This is a genomic window from Trichloromonas sp. (genome assembly GCF_041583255.1).
Lineage (GTDB): Bacteria > Desulfobacterota > Desulfuromonadia > Desulfuromonadales > Trichloromonadaceae > Trichloromonas.
This window is the reverse complement of sequence record NZ_JBFHGD010000206.1, coordinates 1-5908: the sequence shown is the minus strand read 5'-3', so window position 1 is coordinate 5908 and position 5908 is coordinate 1. Positions and strand designations below refer to the sequence as shown.

4 protein-coding genes are annotated in these 5908 nt (G+C 59.5%); all 4 read right to left on the bottom strand.

What is annotated here, in order from left to right; all coding sequences use genetic code 11:
• A partial coding sequence (locus ABYV89_RS13780) for a Calx-beta domain-containing protein (protein WP_432823519.1) occupies positions 1-1120 on the bottom strand: 1120 nt, incomplete at its 3' end.
• 560 nt (positions 1121-1680) lie between these two features.
• The gene (locus tag ABYV89_RS13775; protein ID WP_432823518.1) at positions 1681-2943 is read right to left on the bottom strand and encodes a (Fe-S)-binding protein; all 1263 of its coding nucleotides are present in this window, start codon (positions 2941-2943) and stop codon (positions 1681-1683) included.
• Positions 2944-2945: 2 nt separating this feature from the next.
• Positions 2946-4322 (bottom strand): FAD-binding oxidoreductase, encoded by a 1377-nt coding sequence (locus tag ABYV89_RS13770; protein WP_432823517.1) that lies wholly within the window; start codon positions 4320-4322, stop codon positions 2946-2948.
• Positions 4323-4422: 100 nt separating this feature from the next.
• The coding region (locus ABYV89_RS13765) for an L-lactate permease (protein ID WP_432823516.1) at positions 4423-5908 on the bottom strand (1486 nt) is incomplete at its 5' end.

Genomic DNA, 5908 nt, shown 5'->3' with positions numbered 1-5908 from the left:
TGATGGAGCTGCCGGCCGAATTGTTGCTCAGGGTGGCGGTAAAGGTTTCGCTGCCTTCAAAAATCGCATCCTGGGTGGTCTGCACGGTGAAGGTCTGGCTGGTGACGCCACTGGCAAAGGTCAGGGTGCCGGAGTTGCCGGTAAAGTCCGCCAGTTCCGAGTTGTCGCCCGCTTCGATGCTGGTGGCGAAATCGACGGTCTGATCCGCTTCGGCGTCCCCGGTACGGGTGACGGTGAAGGTCATCAAACCGCCTTCGCTGATGCTGACATTACCGATGCTGAAACTGGTGGTGTCGTTGTCGGCGATCGACCCAACCCCCTGGGTGTTGAGGATGGTGGCGCCGCGGATGTTGCTAAGGTTGACGAAGAACTGCTCGTTCCCTTCGTAGATCGCATCATCGGTGATATTGACGGTGATGGTCTGGGTCAGCGGTCCTCGGGGCGCGAAGGTGAGGGTGCCTGAGGCGTCGTCATAATCAGCGCCTGCAGTGGCGCTGCCGCCGCTGGTGGTGTAGTCGAAGGTTACAGTCGCCGCCGGCGCATGGCTCAGACGCACTGTAAAGGTCGCGGTTCCTGCGTCCTCGTCCACCGAGACATCATCCACCGCGATGGTAGGTAGCGCAGGTTTGTTGGGGGGAGTGCTCCTGGTCGGATCCTCATCGTCTGACTGAAAGGCAACATCAAAGACTACGGAGTCAGGTGTTTCAATACCTTCGGTCTCGAGACGGGCCGGCGCGAGAACCTGGGCGATCCGCTCCAGTCGGACGAAATTGTTGCCGTCGTTACCGATGCCTCCGGTAAAGCCCGAAGATCTTTCCTGCACTCCGAGGGCTTCAAAGATTGTCTCGATGTGTGGCTCTTCATCGATGATGTCTTCATTGTAGAGAGCGAACGAGTCGGCAATCTCCGCGGTTATCAGCGTCGTTTGCTCGGCGGGCAATACCAGAAACGAGCCGCCACCGAAATCCAGCTCAACCCGGCCATCGATGGCGGTGACGACAACTTCCCCCTCATGCAGGACGTCTCCGACGATAAGCAGCGTCATCTTGCCATCAGGCGTTTTCAGGTAGGCTTTGCCGGAAATCTTGACGACAGTCGCAATCTGGTGGCTCTCAGGCATGTGTATTCTCCTTCATAACAACAAAAACAATATTTTCAGGGTGTAGATTCCTGGCTGCAAATCGTAAGAACCTGGATAATCGAGCGGTTATATTGCCTACGTTAATGTCGGTTCAAGCAAGAAATTTGGCTCAATTGCCGCGGAGTTGAATGATCCCAGGTCCAGGTGTGTCAAAAACAACGCTTGTTTTGACCGCCAATTGACTGACGTTCGGCTTTTTTTTACATAAGCTCTTGATGTGTTGTGGCTGTTTTTCAGCAGCTATGGCCAGGGCAGGCAATCGTTCAGTCTGCCCGGAAAAAAGGCTATATCACAGCTCGCGGCGGTGTTATCGCGTGAGTGGTGTGACTGATCGATTGTTGTGGATAGATTGAAATTGGAACCATCGCAGAAGTTTCGTCCTTGGCTTAGATGGATGGTGTTATTTCAAAACATTCTAATTATGCAATATTTGCACCATGTTTTGAATTCTGACCAAGAAGGTTTTACTGATGTGTTCGGGAGCCGCGGGGACAACGCGCGCCATCGATCTGCAATGGCGCGCGTTGCCTGGAGGGGGGTTACTGCTTGAGGTGGCGGTACAACTCTACCACCGGATGGGTGGCCGCCACCCCGGCATCGGCGCCGGCGCAGGAGTCGGAGAGCTGCATGGCGCAGCCGGGGCAGGGAGTGAAGAGGTTTTTGAAGCCCCGGTCGCGGATCTCCTCGCCCTTGCTCCTGCCGACCTCTTTTGAATGCGGATAGTTTTTCAGGTTGAAGGTGCCGCCGAAGCCGCAGCAGTTCTGGTTGGCCAGATCCTGGTAGTCGGTGTCGAAGTGCTTGCGGATGAAGTTTTTCAGCACAGCGTCCTTGCTGTGGTCATAGTGACAGGGGACATGGAGGGTGCTGCTTCCCTCGAGGGGAATGCCGGTGGGGAGTTCGTCCCCCAGCACCTCTTCGAGAAAGACGATGATATCGACGAAGCGCTTGGTGCTGCTGCGCCCGGTTGCGGTCTGTCCCATGTCGGCTAAGCCGTACTCGCAGGTCGGGCAGCTGGTGATGACGGTGTCGGCATCAAGGATCGAGTCGAACCAGTCGAAGTTGTCGTTGACCTGACCTTTGTAGATCTCCAGTTCGCCCATGGTCGCCGAGGGGATGCCGCAGCACTTGTTGGCTTCGGGTACATGGACCGAAATGCCGTAGTGAAGCAGGGTTTCGATGATCGCCTCGCCCCAATTGGTGTAGATCAGGGCGGTGGCGCAGCCGGGGTAGAAGATCACCCGCATGCGCTCGTTTTTCGCTTGGTTGAGGCCGCCGTACTTTTTGGTCAGGGCCTCCGGAGCGATGTTGACCACATGCTTGTCGGCCAGGTCGCCGGCGACGCTGCGCAGAAAATGCCTCGGTTTGAAAAGCCCTTCGGCATTTTTTTTCGCACCGACTTTCAAACCCATGTGGAAGAAGGGGGCCAGGGCGGCCAGCAGCTCCGGCTTGCCCATGGCGACCTTCAGCACCAGTTTCTGCCAGGCCGGCATCTTCTTGACCTGGCGCAGAATCGCCTTGGCCTTGAGGAAGATCTCGTCAGTCTTGACCCCGCTCGGGCACTCGCGCTTGCAGCGGCCGCAGAGCAGGCAGTAGTCGAGGTGGGCGAAGACCTCTTCGGCTTTTTCCAGCCGTCCTTCGTAGATCGCCTCGATCAGGAACATCTTGCCCCGGGCCACCGAATGTTCCTGGCGGTCCTTCTTGTAGAGCGGGCAGACCGCCTGGCAGGTGCCGCAGCGGCTGCACTGAACCAGCAGGTCTTCGAGTTCCCTGAGCTTCCTAACGACATTTTCCACCGCACTCATCGCTACAGCCCCATCTTGGTCGGGTTGAGCAGGTTCTTCGGGTCGACCCCCTTTTTGAGCTGCTTCATGTAGTTGATGGTTCCCTCGCCGACTTCATCAACCATGTACTTGACCTTGGCGATGCCGATGCCGTGCTCGCCGCTGCAGGTTCCGTCCATGGCCAGGGCCGCCGCGAAAATGGCGTCGACCGCCTGGTGCACCCGCGCCATCTCCTCGGCATCGCGCTTGTCGCAGAGGATGGTCGGATGCAGGTTGCCGTCGCCGGCGTGGCCGAAGGTGCCGATGGTGACGTTGTGCTTCTGGCGAATTTCCTCCAGCGCCAGCAGCATGTCGGGGATGCGGGAGCGGGGGACGGTGGCGTCTTCCAGCACCAGGGTCGGCCGCAGGCGGGCCAGCGAAGAGAGGGACTTGCGCCGGCCTTCCCAGAGCTTCTCCTTCTCTTCGGCGGTTTCAGCCACCCGTACCTCTCCGTTGTTTTCACGGCAGACCTTGAGCACCGTCTGGTAGTCGTCTTCGACCTGGGCCGGGTGGCCGTCCACCTCGATCAGCAGCAGGGCCGCCGCATCGGTCGGCAGGTCGGCGCCGGTCGCCGCGTGGACGGTCTTGATGGTGAAGTTGTCCATCAGTTCCAGGGTGCAGGGGAGCACATGGTTGGTGATGATGCCGGAGACGGTCCGGCCGGCTTCCATGATGTCGGCAAAGGAAACCAGCATCGCTTTCGATGCCTTGGGCGGCGGCACCAGCTTGAGGATGAACTCGGTCATCACCCCGAGGGTCCCTTCCGACTGGCACATCAGCCCGGTAAGGTTGTAGCCGGTGCAGAGCTTGACCGTTTTGCCGCCCCCCTTGACGATGTTGCCTGCCATGTCACAGAAGGTCACTCCCATGACATAATCCTTGGTGACGCCGTACTTGAGCCCGCGCAGGCCGCCGGCGTTTTCGGCCACGTTGCCGCCGATGGTCGACATCTTCTGACTGCCGGGATCGGGGGGGTAGAAGAGCCCCTTGGCGGATACCGCAGCAGCGATGTCGGCGGTGATGGCGCCGGCCTGAACTACGGCGTACATGTCTTCGGTGTTGATTTCCAGAATCCGGTTCAGTCCCGTCATCAGCAGCACGCAGCCTCCGGTCACCGGGATAGTGCCGCCGGCCAGGTTGGTGCCGGCGCCACGGGTGATCAGGGGGATATCGTGGTCATTGCAGATTTTACATACAGCGGCCACCTGTTCGGTGTTTTCCGGGCGAACCACCACCTCGGGCATGGCCGGTTTCTCCACCGACGAGTCGAAGCTGTACAGGGCGAGCTCCGCCGGGTCGGTCCAGCAGTTCTTCGCACCAACGATGTTATTGAGTTTTTCGATTATCGTTTTGGACGTCATGGGCGTATCTACTCCTCTTTTTGATCAACTGTTTTGATAACGCAATCTATCACAGAAGTGCCCAGGGCCTGCCGCGCAATTCGGGTCTGCCCCGGTCTCACTAGCCCAGCAGTAAGGCCCCGGTGGCGGCGGCAATGACGCCGTAGGCCAGCATCGGGATCACGGTGCGCTTAAGGATGAAGCCTTCATCGGCGCTCAGGCCGAGCACCGAGCAGACGGCGACGATATTGTGGATGCAGGTCATGTTTCCCATGGCGCCACCGACCGACTGGTAGGCAAGGATGCTGGTGGGGGAAAGGCCCGAGGCCTGGGCGATGCCGAGCTGAATGCCGCCGAAGGTCAGGTTGGAGACGGTGTTGGAGCCGGAGAAGAAGGCCCCCAGGGCGCCGAGGTAGGAGGCAAAATATTGCCACTGCTGGCCGAAGGTGTCGGCCAGCGCCTGGCCGATGATCAGGGTGCTGGCCTGCTCGCCGCCGACCATCAGCAGCTTGACGAAGACCAGGGCGCTGAGCAGGGCCATGATCGGCTTTTTCATCTGGGTGGCCGATTCGTTCAGGGTGCGGCTGACCACCTCTCCCTTGGCCTTGAAGAGGACGAAGGTGACGGCCGCGATAGTGAAGAAGGGGATCAGCGCAGGCACATAGAGGGTTTGAAATTTCCAGGCGGTAGCGGTGCCGAAGATCCCGGAGAGGGAGACGACCAGCGATTTGCTCACGGCGATGTCGCCGAGAGTGCCGAGGGAGGCGTTCCACAGCGGTTCGGCGCTGACCAGCAACGGTTTGATCCCGAGTTGATTGATGCGGGTGGCCAGCAGCAGCAAAACCGTTCCCCACAGCGGGAAGGTCGCCTTGATCAGCGCCGGCAGGGGGACATGTTTGGCGTTTGCAGCTTGGGCCGCATCGTCGCCCTTGGCCAGGCCGACCCGGTAGTGGGCGAGCGCGACCGAGACCACCAGGCCGATGGTGCCGCCGACGATGGACGGGAATTCGTAGTTAAATCGGGCGAAGATGATGTAAGGGACGATGCAGCTGAGGATGCTGAGATAGACGTAAACCAGGTTTTTGCGTACTTCCGCAAAAGACAGGGCGAAGATCAGGGCGATCACCGGAATCACCAGCGCGGCGACGCCATGAATGATGGCGGTATTAATGCCGATGGTCATCAGCTCCTGTGAGCTCAGTCCCAGTTGGCCGAGGCCGAACCAGCCCGGGGTGCCGACGGCGCCGAAGTGCACCGGGACGCTGTTCATGATCAGGCAGAGAATCGCCACACGCACCGCGGGGAAGCCCAAGCCGACCAGGATCGGAGCGGCGATGGCCGCGGGAGTGCCGAATCCGCTGGCCCCCTCGATGAGAAAGGCGAAGGCCCAGCCGACGATCATGGCCTGGGCGACCTTGTTGGTGGTCACCCCGTTGAGCCAGGTGCGGATGGTGTCCATCGCCCCGGTGTATTCCATGGTTTTGAAGAGAAAGATCGCTCCCCAGACGATCAGGATGGGAGTCCAGGCGGTCAACAGCCCGTTGAGTACGGTGGCGTTAATCAGGTTGGGGTCGATATCGAAAAAGACCAGCTTGATCAGGTAAAGA